At 67.8% G+C, this 17075-nt stretch carries 16 protein-coding genes and 1 tRNA gene; 9 read left to right on the forward strand and 8 right to left on the reverse strand.

Going from position 1 to position 17075, the window contains the following annotated elements:
- Entirely contained in the window at positions 1-2073 is a 2073-nt protein-coding gene (locus GN330_RS08805) for a hydantoinase/oxoprolinase family protein (protein WP_156712316.1), read from the reverse strand.
- A gap of 217 nt (positions 2074-2290) precedes the next feature.
- On the opposite strand from GN330_RS08805, the gene GN330_RS08810 reads away from it, so the two are divergent.
- A complete protein-coding gene (locus tag GN330_RS08810; RefSeq protein ID WP_156712317.1) occupies positions 2291-3118 on the forward strand; it encodes a ferredoxin--NADP reductase in 828 nt (275 codons plus the stop codon).
- 328 nt (positions 3119-3446) lie between these two features.
- Here the strand turns inward: GN330_RS08810 and GN330_RS08815 are convergent.
- Positions 3447-3522, reverse strand: a tRNA-Lys gene (locus tag GN330_RS08815).
- A gap of 237 nt (positions 3523-3759) precedes the next feature.
- Here GN330_RS08815 and GN330_RS08820 point away from each other — a divergent pair.
- Both GN330_RS08820 and glmU read left to right on the forward strand, forming a co-directional pair.
- A complete protein-coding gene (locus GN330_RS08820; RefSeq protein WP_156712318.1) occupies positions 3760-4506 on the forward strand; it encodes a cytochrome c biogenesis CcdA family protein in 747 nt (248 codons plus the stop codon).
- An 89-nt stretch (positions 4507-4595) separates the two neighbouring features.
- A complete protein-coding gene (gene glmU / locus GN330_RS08825) occupies positions 4596-5987 on the forward strand; it encodes a bifunctional UDP-N-acetylglucosamine diphosphorylase/glucosamine-1-phosphate N-acetyltransferase GlmU (protein WP_156712319.1) in 1392 nt (463 codons plus the stop codon).
- Positions 5988-6008: 21 nt separating this feature from the next.
- On the opposite strand, the gene GN330_RS08830 is transcribed toward glmU, so the two are convergent.
- The 6 genes from GN330_RS08830 to GN330_RS08855 all read right to left on the reverse strand — a co-directional run bounded on the left by GN330_RS08830 (position 6009) and on the right by GN330_RS08855 (position 11424).
- Positions 6009-6557 carry an RBBP9/YdeN family alpha/beta hydrolase gene (locus tag GN330_RS08830; protein WP_156712320.1) on the reverse strand — a complete coding sequence of 183 codons (549 nt, stop codon included), beginning with the start codon at positions 6555-6557 and terminating at the stop codon, positions 6009-6011.
- 90 nt (positions 6558-6647) lie between these two features.
- Positions 6648-7955, reverse strand: coding sequence for an adenylosuccinate lyase (gene purB, locus GN330_RS08835; protein WP_156712321.1), 1308 nt, complete (start codon positions 7953-7955; stop codon positions 6648-6650).
- 57 nt (positions 7956-8012) lie between these two features.
- Positions 8013-8501: a hypothetical protein gene (locus tag GN330_RS08840; protein ID WP_156712322.1), complete on the reverse strand. Its 489-nt coding sequence runs from the start codon at positions 8499-8501 to the stop codon at positions 8013-8015.
- A gap of 32 nt (positions 8502-8533) precedes the next feature.
- A complete protein-coding gene (locus GN330_RS08845; protein WP_246188598.1) occupies positions 8534-9262 on the reverse strand; it encodes a DUF2259 domain-containing protein in 729 nt (242 codons plus the stop codon).
- Positions 9263-9358: 96 nt separating this feature from the next.
- On the reverse strand, positions 9359-10363 hold the full coding sequence (locus tag GN330_RS08850) for a P1 family peptidase (protein ID WP_156712323.1): 1005 nt from the start codon (positions 10361-10363) through the stop codon (positions 9359-9361).
- Positions 10360-11424, reverse strand: a complete 1065-nt coding sequence (locus tag GN330_RS08855; RefSeq protein ID WP_246188599.1) for a branched-chain amino acid ABC transporter substrate-binding protein — start codon at positions 11422-11424, stop codon at positions 10360-10362. The genes GN330_RS08850 and GN330_RS08855 overlap by 4 nt, the downstream gene beginning before the upstream one ends.
- A gap of 170 nt (positions 11425-11594) precedes the next feature.
- Here GN330_RS08855 and GN330_RS08860 point away from each other — a divergent pair, with 170 nt between their 5' ends.
- From GN330_RS08860 to GN330_RS08885, 6 genes are read left to right on the forward strand one after another with little or no spacing between them, the layout of a single operon-like run.
- Positions 11595-12089, forward strand: coding sequence for a flavin reductase (locus tag GN330_RS08860; protein WP_343040471.1), 495 nt, complete (start codon positions 11595-11597; stop codon positions 12087-12089).
- Positions 12090-12139: 50 nt separating this feature from the next.
- Positions 12140-13069, forward strand: a complete 930-nt coding sequence (locus tag GN330_RS08865; RefSeq protein ID WP_156712325.1) for an AAA family ATPase — start codon at positions 12140-12142, stop codon at positions 13067-13069.
- A gap of 14 nt (positions 13070-13083) precedes the next feature.
- On the forward strand, positions 13084-14343 hold the full coding sequence (locus GN330_RS08870; RefSeq protein ID WP_156712326.1) for a vWA domain-containing protein: 1260 nt from the start codon (positions 13084-13086) through the stop codon (positions 14341-14343).
- A gap of 28 nt (positions 14344-14371) precedes the next feature.
- A complete protein-coding gene (locus GN330_RS08875) occupies positions 14372-14710 on the forward strand; it encodes an XdhC family protein (protein WP_156712327.1) in 339 nt (112 codons plus the stop codon).
- A 12-nt stretch (positions 14711-14722) separates the two neighbouring features.
- Entirely contained in the window at positions 14723-15433 is a 711-nt protein-coding gene (locus GN330_RS08880) for an XdhC family protein (protein WP_156712328.1), read from the forward strand.
- Entirely contained in the window at positions 15430-17052 is a 1623-nt protein-coding gene (locus GN330_RS08885) for an NTP transferase domain-containing protein (RefSeq protein WP_156712329.1), read from the forward strand. The genes GN330_RS08880 and GN330_RS08885 overlap by 4 nt, the downstream gene beginning before the upstream one ends.
- Positions 17053-17075 lie beyond the last annotated feature (23 nt).

A 17075-nucleotide genomic window follows, 5' to 3' on the forward strand; every position in this document is an offset into this window, starting at 1 on the left:
TCACGCCTTTGCAACGGTGATGATCAAATTGCCGTCGCCGTCGCTCACGGCCCGGTCGCCGGGTTCCAGCACGGTGGTGGCGTCCATCTGTTCCAGGATCGCCGGGCCGTCGATGCGGGCGGCAAGCGGCAGTTTTTCGCGGGCATAGACGGGCGTGTCCAGCCAGTCGCCGGCAAACCAGACCGGCCGCGTCTCGGTGCGCGCGGCGGCGAGCGTGTCGGCGCGTCCGGCCGGATCGATCAGCGTCGACAGGTCGAGCTCGGGGCGGATGCCGATCACCGAGGTGTTGAGATTGACCAGATTGGCGCGGATTTCCGGCAGTTTCACCTTGAAACGGGCGAAATACGCCTCCTCGAACAACGCCTGCAGCGTCGCGCGGTCGACCTCGGGCCCAGGCAGGGCGACATTGAGCAGATGGGTCTGGCCGACGAACTGCATGTCGGCGGAATGGGCGACCTCGACGCGTTCCGGGCGCACCGCCTCGCGTGCGATCTGGTCGTGGCCGTCGTCGGCCTGTTCTTCCAGGATCGCGTGCACCGTCGCCATGTCGACGCTCGCCAGCGGGCGGTTCAGCGTTCTGACGAAATCGTGCCTGAGATCGGCCACCACGCAGCCGAGCGCGTTGGTGATGCCGGGCCGGGCCGGCACGATCACCCGCGGGATACCCAGTTCGCGGGCGAGCGCGCAGGCATGCAGCGGGCCTGCGCCGCCGAAGGCGAACAGCGAAAAGTCGCGCGGGTCGTGCCCCTTGGCGATCGAGACCATGCGGATGGCGCCGGCCATCCTGAGATTGCCGATCTTCAAAACCGCGCCGGCCGCCTCGGTCGCGTCGAGCCCGAGCGGGGCGCCGAGCGTGTGCGAAAAAACCGCCCGCACGGCTTTGATGTCGGCCGCGCCGTCGACGGCGAGCAGCTTTTGCGCGTTGAGCCGGCCAAGCAGCAGATTGGCGTCCGACACGGTCGGCCGGGTGCCGCCGCGCCCGTAACAGATCGGCCCGGGCACCGCGCCGGCGCTCTCGGGGCCGACCTCCAACAGACCGGCATCGTTGACGCGGGCGATCGAGCCGCCGCCGGCGCCGACCGTGCGCACGTCCACCATCGGCACATGGATCGGCATGGCGTATTCGATCTCGATCTCGTTGGAGACCGCCGGGCGGCTGGCGCGGACCATGGCGACGTCGGTCGAGGTGCCGCCCATGTCGTAGGTGACGACGTCGCCGAAACCGGCGCGCCGCGCGGTATAGGCGGCCGCCATCACGCCGGAGGCCGGACCCGACATCACCGTCTTGGCGGCCTCGCGCGCCACCAGCCCGGCGGAGATCATGCCGCCATTGCCGTTCATGACCAAAAATTCGCGCTTGTAGCCCTGGCCACGCAGGTCGCGGCGCAGCCGCTCGACGTAACGTTTCAGGATCGGCTGCACGGCGGCGTTGACGGCCGCGGTCACGCCGCGCTCGAACTCGCGCGCCTCCGACAAAAGCGCGTGCGCCATGGTGATGTGGTCGTTGGGCCAGAGCTCGGCCGCGATCTCGGCCGCCCGCAGCTCGTGGCGAGGATTGGCGTAGGCGTGCAGGAAATGGATGACAAGCGCCTCGCAGCCGAGATCGCGCAGCCGGATCACGGCGTCACGCAATTCCGCCTCGTCGAGCGGCGTGTGCACGGTGCCGCCCGCCATCATGCGTTCGCCGACCTCGAGCCTTAGATCGCGCGCGATCACCGGCACGAAACGGCCGGTCATGCCGTAGGGCTGCGGCCGGGTGCGCCGGCCGAGCTCGATAATGTCGCGAAAGCCGCGCGTGGTGATCATGCCGGTGCGCGCCAGCCGGCGTTCCAAGACCGCGTTGGTGGTGGTGGTGGTGCCGTGCACGATCAGGTCGATCGCCTCGACGGCAAAGCCGGTCTGGGCGAGCGCATCGACCACGCCCTCGGCCTGGTTAGCGCCGGTGGTGGGGGTCTTGGCAAGCCGGACGCGTCCACCCGATGCAGCGTCGATAAGGATCAGGTCGGTAAACGTGCCGCCAACGTCGATGCCGGCCACGGTTGAGGCGGGGCCGGCGCGGTTTTTTTCGTCCATCTCGGTTTTCCCGAACGCGCGGCCTAACAATGGCCGGCAATTTGGAACAGCTCTCCCGGTCTCGATCTTGACCCGATATTCATTTGTATACTAATTAATTTCGCGAGCAAGAGACAGGGGCGAACAACCCCGCGAACGGGCCTGGCCGGGCACCGTTTGTCACAACCGGCCGCCGACGCGGCCATTTCAACCGACGCTTGCCAGGAAGGTGCACCGGATGACGAATGTCGCCGCCAATAGCAACGAGATTGTCCGCCAGTCGGATTTTCCCATTCCCGCCGGCGTGCATGCCGAGACCGTGGTTTCGGTGAAACATCATACCGACCGGCTGTTCTCCTTCCGCATCTCCCGCCCGCAAAGCTTCCGCTTCCGCTCCGGCGAATTCGTCATGATCGGCCTGCCCAACGCCGAAAAGCCGGTGTTCCGCGCCTATTCGATCGCCAGCCCGGCCTGGGACGAGGAACTGGAGTTTTATTCCATCAAGGTGCCGAACGGGCCGCTGACGTCGGAATTGCAGAAGATCGTGCCCGGCGACACCGTTTTGTTGCGCCAGAAATCGACCGGCACGCTGGTCAACGACGCGCTGAGCCCGGCCAAAAGGCTCTACATGATCGCCACCGGCACCGGCATCGCGCCCTTCGCCAGTCTGGTCCGCGACCCCGACACTTATGAAAAATTCGACGAGATCGTGCTGACCAATACCTGCCGGGACGTCGCCGAGCTCGCCTACGGCGACGAGCTGATCGCCGGGTTGCGGGCCGATCCGCTGATCGGCGAGCTGGTCGCCGGACGCGTGCATTATTATCCCACCACCACGCGCGAGGACGGTGAGCGGACCGGCCGCATCACCACGCTGATCGAATCGGGCAAGCTGTTCTCCGATCTCGGCGTCGCGCCGTTCGACCCCGCCAGCGACCGGGTGATGATCTGCGGATCGCTCGACATGATCCGCGACGTCAAGGCGCTGGTCGAAAAATCCGGCCTGGTCGAGGGATCGAACGCCGCGCCGGCCGACTTCGTCGTCGAACGCGCCTTCGTCGGCTAGGTCGCCGAATCCCGGGCGACACGGAACGACATCGTAAAAAACCGCCTGGCGTCGCCCGATGCCGGCGGTTTTTTTCACGAGGGCCCCTGCCCATGCCTCGTCCACGGGCAGGGGACGGACCGTGCCACCCGAATGTTGCCAGATCGCGTGGGAGATACGCTTTCGGGAATCACGGTCCGCAGCCGCAAACTCACCCATGACGCTCGCCGCGTGTATGGTGCGATCACGCACCCCGTCGTCACGGCGTGGCCGACCGGCGCCCGTGGCAGCAATATTGGCGGTCGTCGCGGACACGACGATGCCTCTCATGCATGAAGGATGCGGATGTTGGTGAGCGCGCAGGGGCTCGAACCCTGGACCTACTGATTAAAAGTCAGTTGCTCTACCAGCTGAGCTACGCGCTCCCGCAGGGCCTGTTCGGCCCCGAAAGTGGGCGGAAAATAGGGAGGCGGCATCCTCGGGTCAACCGCAAAAGCGCGTCATCGGCGATCTTGTTGGTGAAAGGCGGGACACGGTGCGCTGACCGGGACAATTCGCCCACGAAAGGGTGATTGGCAGGCCCCGTCCCGGGAGGCTATAGCCGGATCGCACGCCCTGGCCGGCACGGGCCGGGCGCGCGGGCACGAGGTGTAAGGGCCGTCATGGCGATCGATGTCGGATATGCGAGCGCGGTCGGGGCAGGGGCGCTGTCCTTCCTGTCGCCGTGCGTGCTGCCGCTGGTGCCGCCTTATCTGTGCTATATGGCCGGCGTCTCGGTCGAGGATTTCCGTGACGGCAAGGCCGCTGCGCAGGTCACCGGCACAAGGCTTGCCCTGCTCGGCGCGGCGGCTGCCTTCGTGCTCGGCTTTTCCACCGTCTTCGTCGCGCTTGGCGCCGGCGCCTCGACCATAGGCGGCCTGTTGCGGGCCTGGCAGCAGGAACTGGCGATCGTCGCCGGCATTCTGATCATCCTGATGGGGCTGAATTTTCTCGGCCTGATCCGCATTCCCTTCCTGTCGCGCGAGGCCCGTTTCCAGGCTGGCGGCGCGCAGGCCGGGCCGGCCGCGGCCTATCTGATGGGGCTGGCCTTCGCCTTCGGCTGGACGCCGTGCATCGGTCCCGTTCTCGGCCCGATCCTGACCCTGGCCGGCGGGCGCGGCACGGTCGGCGAGGGCGCGGCGCTTTTGTTTGCCTATTCGCTCGGCCTCGGCATTCCCTTCCTGCTGGCGGCGCTGTTTTCGGGCGCCTTCATGCGCTTCCTTAGTCGGTTCCGCCTGCATCTGGGACGGGTGGAAAAGGTGATGGGCGGGCTGCTGGTGATTGCCGGCGTGCTGTTTCTGACCGGCGGCATCCAGGCCGCCTCCTACTGGCTTTTGGAAACCTTTCCCGCGCTCGGCCAACTGGGATAGGCTCCCGCGCCCGCCGGGGCGATTGGATTGCCGGGCGCGCGATGATAAAGACGGCGCGAACCGTCCCCAATCGCGATACGGAAATCCCCATGAGAGAACGCAGCTGCCTGTCGATCATCCTCGCCGCCGGCGAGGGCACGCGGATGAAAAGCGATCTGCCGAAAGTGCTGCACCCGGTCGCCGGCCTGCCGCTGGCCGCCCATGTGCTCGGCGCGGCGCGCGCCGCCGGCAGCGGAGCGCTCGCCCTGGTGGTCGGCCATGGCGCCGAAACCGTCTCCGAAACGCTCAAGACCCACGCTGCCGGCTGCCGGACCTTCGTCCAGGCCGAACGGCTGGGCACGGCCCATGCCGTGCTTGCCGCCCGCGACGCGATCGCCGACGGGTTCGACGATATTTTGGTGATGTTCGGCGACACGCCGCTGATCGAGGCCGAGGCGCTGGCCGAGGCGCGACAAGGCCTGGCCGACGGCGCCGCCGTGGTGGTGATGGGCTTTCGCACCGACAAGCCGGCCGGTTATGGCCGTCTGGTGGAACAGGGCGGCGAGCTGGTGGCGATTCGCGAGGACCGCGACTGCAGCGCGGCGGAACGGGCGATCACGTTTTGCAATGGCGGGCTGATGGCGATCGACGGCGCCCGGGCGCTCGCCCTGCTCGAGGCGGTCGGCAACGACAACGCCAAGGGCGAATATTACCTGACCGACATCGTCGAGATCGCGCGGGCGCAGGGCTTGCGCGTGGTCGCGGCCGAAGTGGCGTTCGAAAACGTGCTCGGCATCAACAACCGCGCCGAACTGGCCGAGGCCGAGGCGATCTGGCAGACCCGCCGGCGCCGGCGCATGCTGCTCGACGGCGTGTCGATGACGGCGCCGGAGACGGTGTTTTTCGCCCACGACACGGCGATCGGCCGCGACACGGCGATCGAGCCGCATGTCGTGTTCGGGCCGGGGGTGCAGATCGGCGACCGCGTGCGCGTGCGCGGCTTTTCCCATATCGAGGGCGCCACGATCGCCGACGGTGCCGAAGTGGGTCCCTTCGCGCGGCTGCGGCCGGGCGCGGATCTGGCCGAAGGCGCCAAGGTCGGCAATTTCTGCGAGGTCAAGGCCGCCGAGATCGGGCCGGGCGCCAAGGTCAACCATCTCACCTATATTGGCGACGCCACGATCGGCGCCAGGGCCAATATCGGCGCCGGCACCATCACCTGCAACTATAACGGATTTACCAAGGACCGCACCGAAATCGGCGCCGAGGCCTTTATCGGCTCGAATTCCTCGCTGGTCGCGCCGGTTTCGATCGGCGCCGGCGCCTATGTCGCCTCCGGCAGCGTGATCGTGGCCGACGTGCCCGACGACGCGCTTGCCTTCGGCCGCGCTCCGCAGACCGTCAAGGAAGGCCGGGCGTCCAAGCTGAAGGCGCGTTACCAGGCCGAAAAAGACCGCCGCGCCGCCGAAAAGGCCGCCAGGAACCAAGCCGCGACCGGGTAACCACCCGCGCCGCCGCGGGCTCTACAGCCGCGACAGGAATTTCGCCAGCAGCAGCGAACCCTCGGGCCAGGGGCCGAAACCCGATTCGGCGTTGAGATGCCCGGCCTCGCCGGCATCGACAAACAGCGATCCCCAGGCGGCGGCGATGTCCTCGGCGACGTCGAAGGCGCAGAACTCGTCGTTGCGGCTCGCCACCACCACCGAGGGAAACGGCAGCGGCTCGCGCGGATAGGGTCCGAAGGTCATCAGATGTTTCGGCCTGATCTTCGGGTTGGCCACGTCCGGTGGGGCGACGAAAAACGCGCCCGCAACCGGTTTTTCGATCACCGGCAAAGCGTGGATGGCTGTTGGAATGCCGAGTGAATGCGCCACGAGCAGGATCGGCCGCTCGGCCCGGTTGGCCTCCTCGGCGACGCGCGCGATCCAGTCGCCACGCACCGGCTTCGACCATTCGCGCTGCTCGACCCGGCGCGCCGTCGACAGTTTCGACTGCCAGCGGCTTTGCCAGTGGCCGGGGCCGGAATTGGTGTAGCCGGGGATGATCAGGATATCGGTGTCTTTGGCCTTCATGGCCGCCCATGTAGCGAGGCGATCCGCGCTGGGCAAGGCCACCCGGCTTCAGGCCGGCAAAGCAAGGCAGGCACCGGCACGCCGATCGTCTCAGTCGCGCCCGAACACGCGGGCAAAAATCGTGTCGACATGCTTGGTGTGGTAGCCGATGTCGAATTTTTCACGGATTTCGTCTTCCGAAAGCGCGGCGCGCACCTCGGCGTCGGCGAGCAATTCTTCAAGGAAATCCTTGCCTTGCTCCCAGACCTTCATGGCATTGCGCTGCACCAGCCGATAGGCGTCCTCGCGCGACACCCCGGCCTGGGTCAGCGCCAGCAGCACGCGTTGCGAGTGCACCAACCCGCGGAACCGGTCGAGATTCTTCTGCATCGTCTCGGGATAGACCAGAAGCTTGTCGACGACCCCGGTCAACCTGGCCAGCGCGAAATCGAGCGTGACGGTGGCGTCGGGCCCGATCATGCGCTCGACCGAGGAATGCGAGATGTCGCGCTCGTGCCACAAGGCGACGTTTTCCATCGCCGGCAGCGCGTAGGCGCGCACCATGCGGGCAAGCCCGGTGAGGTTTTCCGTCAGCACCGGATTGCGCTTGTGCGGCATGGCCGACGAGCCCTTCTGGCCGGGCGCGAAATATTCCTCCGCCTCCAGCACCTCGGTGCGCTGTAAATGGCGCACCTCGACGGCGAGCCGCTCGACCGACGAGGCGATCACCCCGAGCACGACAAAAAACATCGCGTGGCGGTCGCGCGGGATCACCTGGGTCGACACCGTCTCCGGCTCCAGCCCCATCTTGTCGGCGACATGCTCCTCCACGCGCGGGTCGATATTGGCGAACGTGCCGACGGCGCCCGAGATCGCGCAGGTCGCGACCTCCTTGCGGGCGAAGACCAGCCGCTCGCGGCAGCGCGAAAATTCCGCATAGGCCTGGGCGAGCTTGACGCCGAAAGTGGTCGGTTCGGCGTGAATGCCGTGCGAACGGCCGATGGTGATCGTGTCCTTGTGCTCGAAGGCGCGTTTTTTCAGCGCGGCGAGCAGGGCGTCGAGATCGGCCAGGAGCAGATCGGCGGCGCGCACCAGCTGCACGTTGAAACAGGTGTCGAGCACGTCGGACGAGGTCATGCCCTGGTGGACGAAACGCGCCTCCGGCCCGACGATCTCGGCCAGATGGGTCAAAAAGGCGATAACGTCGTGTTTGGTCTCGGCCTCGATCTGGTCGATGCGTTCAATGTCGAACGTGGCCTTGCCGCCCTTGTCCCAGATGGTTCTGGCTGCCTCTTTCGGGATCACGCCGAGTTCGGCGAGCGCGTCGCAGGCATGCGCCTCGATTTCGAACCAGATGCGGAACTTCGTCGCGGGCGACCAGATTGCGACCATATCGGGCCGCGAATAGCGCGGGATCATGCTTGTATCCTGTGAACGGAAAGAGTGGCTGCGTCGTAACAGAGCCGCCGGCCCGGCTCAACGCGCTTTCGCGGCATGCCATAGGGCAAACAGGCAAAGCGCCGGAATGCCGATCGGCAGATAGAGCCGCATGCCGAACGCGGCGAACTGGTAAAACGCGCCGGCCACGGTGAAAAAATACTGGATCGACCAGGTGACCGTGAACGGCGCGGCGTGCCACTGGGAAAAATAGGCGCGATGGTCGAGCCCGTAAAACGCCGCCGTCAGCCCGAGCGTGCCGGCGCCGAGCAGGAAGAGATGGGCGGCAAGCCGCGTGTCGAATTTCTTGCCGCCGCTCGCCCAGCCGGCCAGGATCACGGCAACGGGATAGGCGAGGAAGGCCGCCAGGCCGAACAAGACCGCGACCGCGCGGATATGGGCCGGTTCCTGCCAGCCGTCGCGGCAAAGCGTCAGCACGGCACTGGCCGCCATCAGCAGCGACCAGGCCAGTGCGCCGGCCGCCAGGGTCGCGAGCGTTCGCCTGCCGGTGCCGCGGGCGCGGGACAACGGCACGGCCGGCTGGTTTGTTCTTTCAGCGCTCACAGCCGGCCGGTCACGGCCAGCCAGCGGATGTCGGGCCCTTCGAACCCGAAGCCGCGCACCGCGATCATCACCGCGAAGGAGGGCGGCCCGCCCTGCGGATAGACAGTCTGCACCGCGCCGAGCCGGTATCCGAGCGGGCAGCCGCGGCTTTGCGGGATCGTTTCGTCTTGATGCAGGCGCACGAACGCGCCGCCCGGTTCGAGATCGACGCGCGACAGGCGGTAGCCGACGACCGGGCCGAAGGCGGCGCATCGTTCCGGCGCGGCCAAACCGATCTCCTCGAGATGGAAGGCGACCGCCGCGTCGATCGGCGGCAGAACCGGCCGCGGATTGATCGCCATCCGGCCCGGATCGCCCGACAATTCGGTGACAGGGCTGTAGGCGGCAAGCCAGCCCTTGTTGCGCGCCAGCTCGGCATCGGCAACGACGGTTTCGGCGGCGGCCTTGACCTGGGCGCGTACGGTATCGAGGCTTACCGTTTCGTCCCTGACAAGCACGCGGAACGGCGAACCGGGCAAAAAACTGTCGTTCTCGACGTCGATGTAATAGCGGTTGGCGTAGGCAAAACCCGACCCGTCCTGAACGCCGTATTCCTCGAAAGCGAAGATCGAGGCGTCATCCGAGAAGCCGAGAATCTCGAGCTCGGCCACATCGCCGGCCGAGGCCGCCGGCGCGCACAGGAAAAAGGCTGCGGCCCAAAACATCGCGGCAGCACGGTCGAGCATGGCGAAATCCTTGTTGCGGATCGATTCTGAACCAAGTCTATCACGGGCGCGTGCCGGGCGGGACAGGCGCGGCCGGCCTCTCGATAGGGGTAGGAGTTAGGTGAGGCTCGACCAGGCCGGCATCACGTCGCGCGAACCGGGGCGCGCCGCATGGACGCCGCGCGCGATCGCGCGCGCCAGCGTGGCCGCGCCCACGGCGTAAAGTTCCATCATCGCCACATTGTCAGGCGCCGGCCGGACGCCGGTCGAAAGCGCGAAGACGAGATCGCCGTCGGCCGGCGTGTGGGCGGGCCAGATCGCACGGGCGATCCCGTCATGGGCGGTGACGGCCAGGCGCTTGGCCTCGGCCTTGGTCAGAGCGGCATCGGTGGCCACCACCGCGATGGTGGTGTTGGCGGCAAGGCCCGGATCGCGGAACTTCAGCCGCACCTCGCCGGCATCGTCGGGCAGCGGGCTGGGCAGGCCGAGGCCGCCGAATTCGGAGCCGGCCTCGAACGGGGCCGCCCAGAAATGGCGCGTGCTGCCGACCGTCACCGAGCCGACCGCGTTGACCGCGACCAGGGCGGCGACCGTGGTGCCGTCGGCAAGCCGCGTCGAGGCCGAGCCGAGCCCGCCTTTCAACCCGGCCGTCAGTGCGCCGTAGCCGGCGCCGGCCGTGCCGAGGTCGAACGTGCCCGCTGCGTTCTGCGCCGCCTGGTAGCCGAGCTCGCGATAGGGCGGGTAGCGCCCCCAACCCTTGTCGCCGCCATTGACGAGGTCGAACAGGATCGCCGCCGGCACGATCGGCACGCGCTGGTCGTGCACCTGAAGCCCGATATGGTGCTTACGCAGCCAGGCCTGGACGCCGGAGGCCGCGTCGAGGCCGAACGCCGAACCGCCCGCAAGCACGAGTGCGTTGACGGTCTCGACACTGTTGTGCGGCTCCAGAAGATCGGTCTCGCGTGTGCCGGGCGCGCCGCCCATCACCTGCACCGAGGCCACCGCCGGCGTGTCGCACAGCACGACGGTGGCACCCGAATTGAGCCTGTCGTCGTGGGCCGAGCCGACGCGCAGGCCGGCAATGTCGGTCAAAAGGTTGCGCGGGCCGGGGGTAAAACTCATTCCAGATCGACCTGTTCGAAGGTTTGGCCGTCATAGCGAAACAGCCGGTAGCGCGTCCCGGCCCAGTCGCCGATATCGTTGAAGCGCACCGCTCCGAGCGCGGTCTCAAACCGCGTCGCCGCGAGCACGTCGGCGGCGGGTGCGTCGCCGGCGGTGCGTCTTGCCGCCAGCGCGATCTCGACCGCCGCGTAGGCCGGCAGGACGTAGCCGTCCGGCTCGACACCGGTCCGGCGCAGCGCGGCGACAATTCCGGGATCGGCGATGTCGGCCCAGTCGGGCGGACCGATCATCAAGGTGCCGGCGACAAGGTCGGCCTCGTCGCGCGCGGCGCGCAAGGCCTCGCCGCCGGCGATCTGCAGGGGATAGCCAAGCTCGGCCGCCGCCTGGCCGAGAAGGGCGATGTCGGCCCGGTCGCCACCGGCAAACACATGGGTCGCGCCCGCCTTGCGCAGCCGGCCGGCGAGCGCGATCTGGTTGGGCAGCTGCGGCCGGAACGTATCGATGAACACCGGATCGAGACCGGCCAGTTCGGCCGCCACGCGCAGGCTTTCGGCCAGTTCGCGTCCGTAAATGGTGCCGTCGTCGATGATCGCGAACAATTCGCTTCGCCATGCCCGGGTCAGAATACGGGCGACGGCCTGCGCCTCGGCGTCGGCGCGCGGGGCGAGACGAAATACCGGCCAGCCGGTCTTGTCGCGCCGGTCGGTAAGCGCGTCGACGCGCACGCCGGTGACGATGACGGGAATGCCCGCGCCCGAAAGCACCGGCAAGGCGGCTTCGATCGCCTCGATGCACACAAAGCCGGTGACCAGATCGACGCCTTCGGCGATCAGGGCGTTGGCGGCAACCGCGCCGCCCACCGCCGAACAGCCGGTGTCCTTGACCACCAGCGCAGCCTTGCCGTCGGCCTTGGCGGCCGCCGTCGCGCCAGCCTCCATCTGTGCGCCCAGCAAGGCGCTCGCGCCCGACAACGGCGCGGCCAGGCCGATGCGCGGCTCGGCCGCATGGGCCGGCAGCGCGGCACAGATGGCGGCAAAAAGGATCGCCAATCGCTTCGACATGCGCATCGCGTGATGGTTTCCGCTTGCGGGACCGCTACCGCCGTTTCGTAAAGAAGCCGCTGGATCAGCGCAACTCGTCTTGCGCGTATACGGCTTGTGGCGTAAGCGCGCGGGCCTATATTGCTTGTCAGTAGGGCCAGGTGTTTGCTGGCGGAAAGGCCGGGCGGCAGGTGTTGAAGAAAAGCGAAATCGAACCACGCCATTATCGCGACGCGATGGCGCAGTTTGCCGGCGCGGTTCACGTGATCACGACCGACGGGCCGTTCGGCCGGCGTGGCGTGACGGCGATCGCCGCCTGCTCGGTGACCGACAATCCGCCGACGATCCTGGTCTGCCTCAATCGCGAGAACGAAAACAACGACTGTTTCCTGCGCAACGGCGTCTTCGCACTCAACACCCTGGCGGCCTCGCACGAAGCCCTGTCGTCGGATTTCTCCGGCCTGACCGGCAAGAGCCAGGACGCGCGCTTCGCCGCCGCCGAGTGGGACCGCATTTCAACCGGCGCGCCGGTGCTGAAAGGCGCGCTGGCGGTGTTCGACTGCGAAATCGTCGATACCAAGGAACTGGGCACCCACCGGGTCTATTTCGGCAGGGTGACAGGCCTCGATATCGGCGATAGCCTTGATCCGCTTGTCTATCACAACCGCGCCTACCGCGTGCTCTGACGGTCGGGCGGCAAACCGCTTCCAGGGTCGATCCCTTATCCGGAGACGCAATGACGCGCCCGACACCGCCCGCCCTTCCGCAATCGATCGACGAAACGCTCGCCCTTTTGCAGGACGCCGACTACGTCGCCGATCGCGCGCTGGCGACCGTGCTCTTCCTTGCGCTTCGCATGCAGCGGCCGCTTTTTCTGGAAGGCGAAGCCGGGGTCGGAAAGACCGAAATCGCCAAGGTTCTGGCGAGCGCGCTCGACCGGCGCTTGATTCGCCTGCAATGCTATGAGGGTCTCGACGTCGCCTCGGCCGTCTATGAGTGGAACTACGCCGCCCAGATGATCGAAATCCGCATGGAGGAGGCCGCCGGCGCGGTCGACCGCGGCACGATGGAAAAGAACGTCTTTTCCGAAAAATACCTGATCCGCCGGCCGATCCTGGACGCGCTCTCCGGCACAAACGGCCGCGCGCCGGTGCTTTTGATCGACGAGCTCGACCGCACCGACGAGGCTTTTGAGGCCTTTTTGCTCGAAATCCTGTCCGATTTCCAGGTCACCGTGCCCGAGCTCGGCACGATCCGCGCCGCCGAACCGCCGATCGTGGTGATCACCACCAACCGCACGCGCGAGATCCACGACGCGCTCAAGCGCCGCTGCCTCTATCACTGGGTCGACTATCCCGATGCCCAGCGCGAGCTCGAGATCGTCCATCGCAAGGTGCCGCAGGCCAATGAGCGCCTGTCGCAGGAAGTGGTCGGCTTCATCCAGAGATTGCGCCAGATGGACCTGTTCAAGGCGCCGGGCGTTGCCGAGACGATCGACTGGGCGAGCGCGCTGACCGAACTCGACAAGGTCGCGCTCGATCCCGAGACCGTGTCGGACACGATCGGCGTGCTTTTGAAATATCAAGACGACATCGCCCGCATCGAGGAAGGCGAGGGGCGCAAGCTGCTCGACGAGGTGCGCAGCGAACTCGCGGCGAGCGACTAGGGCCGGCCGGGGCCATGGATCAGCAGGTTTCCGCTTCCCGCACGCCACCGCCGGACGGGCGTATCGCCGACAATATCGTCTATTTCGCCCGCGCGTTGCGCAAGGCCGGCATGCGCGTCGGCCCGGCCGCGGTCAAGGATGCGATCGAGGCCGTGCTGGCCGGCGGCATCGGCACCCGCGACGATTTCTACTGGACCCTGCATGCCGTGCTGGTGACGCGCCGCGAGGACCACGCGGTGTTCGACGAGGCGTTCCGGCTGTTTTGGAAATCGCGCGAGCTGGTGGAAAAAATGCTGGCGATGTTTTCGCCGCAGGCGGTCGACCAGCGGGAAAGGGAACGGCCGCGCGCGGCCGAATCGCGCGTCGCCGACGCCATGTTCGAAGGCCACGAGAAAAACCGGCCGCGTGAGGAGATACCCGAGATCGAGGTCGACGCGCGGCTGACCACCTCGACCAGCGAGATCCTGCGCGGCAAGGATTTTTCGCAGATGACGGCCGTCGAACTGGCCGAGGCGAAGCGGGCGATCGCGGCATTGCGGCTGCCATTCGACCAGGTGCGCACCCGCCGCTGGCGGCCGGACCCGCGCGGCGCGCGCACTGATCCGCGCGCCATGCTGCGGGCCGGACTGCGCACCGGCGGCGAACTGATCCTGCCGAAATTCCGCTCCGTGCGCGAAGTCCATCCGCCGCTGGTGGCGATTGCCGATATTTCCGGCTCGATGAGCCAGTATACCCGCATCTTCCTGCATTTCCTGCATGCGCTGACAGAAAAACGCCAGCGCGTGCACTCCTTCGTGTTCGGCACCAGGCTGACCAATCTGACCCGGCAGATGCGCCATCGCGATCCCGACGAGGCGCTCGCCGACTGCGCCGCGGCGGTCAAGGACTGGTCGGGCGGCACGCGCATCGGCCACACGCTTTATGAATTCAACCGGCTGTGGTCGCGCCGCGTGCTGGGCCAGGGCGCGATCGTGCTGTTGATCACCGACGGGCTCGAGCGCGACGACATCGACCTGCTCGGGCGCGAGATGGAACGGCTGCACAAATCGTGCCGGCGGCTGATCTGGCTCAATCCGCTGTTGCGTTTCGACGGGTTCGAGGCGCGCGCGCGCGGCGTGCGCGCCATGCTGCCGCATGTCGACGAGTTCCGCGCCGTGCATACGCTGGAGGCGCTGGACGATCTGTGCGCGGCCCTGTCGTCGCGGCGCGGCGCGCGCGCGGCCGATCCGCGCCGTTTTCTGGAAGCGGTTTCCCTTGGCAAGCGTGCGGCGTGATCCTAGTGTCGGGCAAAGGAGTGCAGTCATGGAGAACCTCTCGGTCCTCGACGAACGGCGCGATCCGCTGCTGATCGCCGAACGCTGGATGAAGGACGGGCGCACGCTCGCGATCGCAACCGTGGTGGAAACCTGGGGCTCGGCGCCGCGCCCGGTCGGCAGCCATCTGGTCATCGATACCGAGGGCAATTTCGAGGGCTCGGTCTCCGGCGGCTGCGTGGAAGGCGCGGTGGTGGCCGAGGCCGCCGACGTGATCGAGACGGGCGCGCCGCGCCTGCTCGAATTCGGCGTCGCCGACGAGACCGCCTGGGAGGTGGGACTGTCCTGCGGCGGGCGCATCAAAGTCTATGTCGAACCTCTCGGCTGAGCGGAGGACGCCATGCATGCTCAAACCCTGAGGTCGCTGAACGCCGAACGGCGCACGCGCCGCGCGGCGATCCTCGTCACCGACCTTGCGAATGGAAAAGACCGGCTGGTGCGCGAGGGCGATGTGCTTTCGGGCCATCTCGGCGAGGCACTGCAGCGCGCGTTCCGCTCCGGCAAGTCCGGCACCGTGGAGGCCGGGGGCGGGTCGTTTTTCCTCAACGTGCATCTGCCGCCGCCGCGCATCGTGGCGATCGGCGCGGTCCATATCAGCCAGGCGCTGGCGCCGATGGCCCGGATCGCCGGTTTCGACATCGAGATCATCGACCCGCGCACCGCCTTCGCTACGCCGGAACGTTTTCCCGAGACGCGGCTTGCGGCCGATTGGCCCGAGGACGTGTTCAAACGGCGGCCGCTCGACGCCTATACCGCGCTGGCCGCGCTCACCCACGATCCCAAGATCGACGATTTTCCGCTCAAGGCGGCGCTGGAGACGGGTTGTTTTTACGTCGGCGCGCTCGGCAGCCGCAAGACCCACGCCAAGCGCCTGGCACGGCTTGCCGAGGCCGGTGTGACGGATGAGGCGAGCACCCGCATCCAGGCGCCGATCGGCCTCGATATCGGCGCGGCGAGCCCGGCCGAGATCGCCGTGGCGGTGCTGGCCCAGATCGTCGCTGCCTTGCGCTCGCGCGGACTGGCGGCGGCAACGGAAAGCCGCGCGGCATGAAATTCGGTCCCGTACCGGTTCGTGATGCGCTTGGCGCGATTCTCGCTCACGCCACCCAGGCCGGGACGCGCCGGATCAAGAAGGGCACCCGCCTTGGCGAAGTCGAGATCGCGGCCTTGCGGGAGGCCGGCATCGCGGAGGTCGCCGCGGCCGTGCTCGACCCCGGCGACCTGGACGAAAACGAGGCCGCCCGCCGGATCGCCGCGGCGCTGAAAAGCCGCGCCGTCGAGATCCGCGACGCGGCGACCGGACGTGTCAATTTGCATGCCGGGCCGGCAGGCGTGTTTTGCGTCGACCGGGCGCTGGTCGACGCGATCAACGCCGTCGATCCGGCGATCACCATCGCGACGCTGAACGACCACGTTCGCGTCGAACCGGGCCGGATGGTGGCCACGGTAAAAATCATTCCGTTCGCCGTCGCCGGCACGCTGGTCGACGCGGTCGAGGCGATCGCCGCGCGCGGCGCGGTGTTCGGCGTGCATCCGTTCACCGCCCGACGCGTCGCCCTGATCCAGACCAGCCTGCCGGGCACCAAGCCGGGCGTGCTCGACAAGACGGTCAAGACGATGCGCGCGCGGCTGGAACCCTCGGGCAGCGCGATCGCCTTCGAGCGCCGCACCCCGCACGACGAGGCGAGCCTGGCGCGGGCGCTGGCCGACGCCACAGCCGGCAGCGATATCGTGATCGCCTTCGGCGCGTCGGCCGTCAGCGACGGCGACGACGTGATCCCGGCCGCGATCCGCGGCGCCGGCGGTACGGTCGAACGCTTCGGCATGCCGGTCGATCCCGGCAATCTGCTGGTCAAGGGGCGGATCGGCGCTGTGCCGGTTCTCGGCGCGCCGGGCTGCGCGCGCAGCCCGAAGGAAAACGGTTTCGACTGGGTGCTCGACCGCATGCTGGCCGGTCTCGAAGTCGATGCCGGCACGATCGCCGGCATGGGCGTCGGCGGGCTGTTGATGGAGATCGCCACCCGGCCGCAGCCGCGCGAGGCGCCAGCGCCGGCCGACGCGCCGGCAGCGCCGCCGAAAGTGCACGCCGTGCTGCTGGCGGCAGGGCGCTCAAGCCGCATGGGCGGACCGAACAAGCTTCTGGCCTCGTTCGACGACACACCGCTGGTGCGGCGCAGCGCCGAGCGTGCCCTGGCCAGTCGCGCGGACGGGCTGACCGTCATCGTCGGCCATCAGGCCGAACGCGTGGCCGCGGCCCTTGCCGGGCTTGCCGTCGAGACGCGCCAGAACCCCGATTTCGCCCAGGGCCTGTCGACTTCGCTGAAGGCGGGCCTGCACGCCGTGCCGGAGGCGGCCGATGGCGCGCTGGTGCTGCTTGCCGACATGCCCGCGATCGGCACGGCGGCACTCGATGCGCTGATCGGCGCCTTCGAGCGTTCCGGCGGGCGCGCCGTGGTGCGCGCCACCCATAACGGCAAGCGCGGCAACCCCGTCATCCTGCCGCGCGCGGTGTTTGCGGCAGTCGACGGACTTGCCGGCGATACCGGCGCCCGCCATCTGGTCGAAAGCGGGCTTGCCGAGGTGATCGACGTGGAAATCGGCGCGGCGGCGAGCATCGATGTCGACACGCAAGACGCCCTCGTGCGGGCAGGCGGCGTGCTCGAGGGGTAGACCCGCATCAGCGCCCCATGCCG

This window comes from Nitratireductor arenosus (assembly GCF_009742725.1).
Taxonomy (GTDB): Bacteria; Pseudomonadota; Alphaproteobacteria; order Rhizobiales; family Rhizobiaceae; genus Mangrovimarina; species Mangrovimarina arenosa.